The following is a 1,710-nucleotide window of genomic DNA, read 5'->3' on the forward strand; positions in this document are numbered from 1 at the left end:
CTCGGGCAATTAGTACTGGTTAGCTCAACGGCTCACACCGCTTACACACCCAGCCTATCTACGTCGTCGTCTCCAACAACCCTTACAGTCTTATAGACTGGGAGAACTCATCTTAAGGCAAGTTTCGTGCTTAGATGCTTTCAGCACTTATCTCTTCCGCATTTAGCTACCCAGCAGTGCCTCTGGCGAGACAACTGGTACACCAGTGATGCGTCCACTCCGGTCCTCTCGTACTAGGAGCAGCCCCTCTCAATTCTCCAACGCCCACGGCAGATAGGGACCGAACTGTCTCACGACGTTCTAAACCCAGCTCGCGTACCACTTTAAATGGCGAACAGCCATACCCTTGGGACCTACTTCAGCCCCAGGATGTGATGAGCCGACATCGAGGTGCCAAACACCGCCGTCGATATGAACTCTTGGGCGGTATCAGCCTGTTATCCCCGGAGTACCTTTTATCCGTTGAGCGATGGCCCTTCCATTCAGAACCACCGGATCACTATGACCTGCTTTCGCACCTGCTCGACTTGTCTGTCTCGCAGTTAAGCTTGCTTATACCATTGCACTAACCTGACGATGTCCGACCGTCATTAGCAAACCTTCGTGCTCCTCCGTTACACTTTGGGAGGAGACCGCCCCAGTCAAACTACCCACCAGACACTGTCCGAACACCCGTTTCAGGCGCTTCGTTAGAACATCAAACGTTAAAGGGTGGTATTTCAACAACGACTCCACGATAACTGGCGTTACCGCTTCATAGTCTCCCACCTATCCTACACATCAAAATTCAAGGTTCAGTGTCAAGCTATAGTAAAGGTTCACGGGGTCTTTCCGTCTAGCCGCGGGTACACCGCATCTTCACGGCGATTTCAATTTCACTGAGTCTCGGGTGGAGACAGCCTGGCCATCATTATGCCATTCGTGCAGGTCGGAACTTACCCGACAAGGAATTTCGCTACCTTAGGACCGTTATAGTTACGGCCGCCGTTTACTGGGGCTTCGATCAGGAGCTTCTCTTTCGATTACACCATCAATTAACCTTCCAGCACCGGGCAGGCATCACACCCTATACGTCCACTTTCGTGTTTGCAGAGTGCTGTGTTTTTAATAAACAGTTGCAGCCAGCTGGTATCTTCGACTGGTTCATGCTCCATCCGTATAGAACTTCACACTACGCCAGCGCACCTTCTCCCGAAGTTACGGTGCTATTTTGCCTAGTTCCTTCACCCGAGTTCTCTCAAGCGCCTGAGTATTCTCTACCTGACCACCTGTGTCGGTTTTCAGTACGGTTTAGATAAACCTGAAGCTTAGTGGCTTTTCCTGGAAGTGTGGTATCAATTACTTCAGCACCTTAGTGCCTCGTCATCATCTCTCAGTGTTTACAGTGAACCGGATTTGCCTAGTCCACCCACCTACCAACTTAAACGTACATCTCCAACAGTACGCTAACCTAACCTACTCCGTCCCCACATCGCAGTTTATCCAAGTACGGGAATATTAACCCGTTTCCCATCGACTACGCTTTTCAGCCTCGCCTTAGGGGCCGACTCACCCTGCCCCGATTAACGTTGGACAGGAACCCTTGGTCTTCCGGCGAACGGGTTTTTCACCCGTTTTATCGTTACTTATGTCAGCATTCGCACTTGTGATACGTCCAGCAATCCTCTCAAATCACCTTCTTCCGCTTACACAACGCTCCCCTACCCAACA

The 1,710-nt window shown here is 50.8% G+C and carries 1 rRNA gene; it reads right to left on the bottom strand.

The window, feature by feature from the left end:
• Position 1: 1 nt before the first annotated feature.
• A 23S ribosomal RNA gene (locus C3007_RS10900) occupies positions 2-1,710 on the bottom strand; the annotation flags it as partial.

The organism is Avibacterium gallinarum (genome assembly GCF_002921135.1).
In the GTDB taxonomy this organism is placed as follows: domain Bacteria; phylum Pseudomonadota; class Gammaproteobacteria; order Enterobacterales; family Pasteurellaceae; genus Avibacterium; species Avibacterium gallinarum.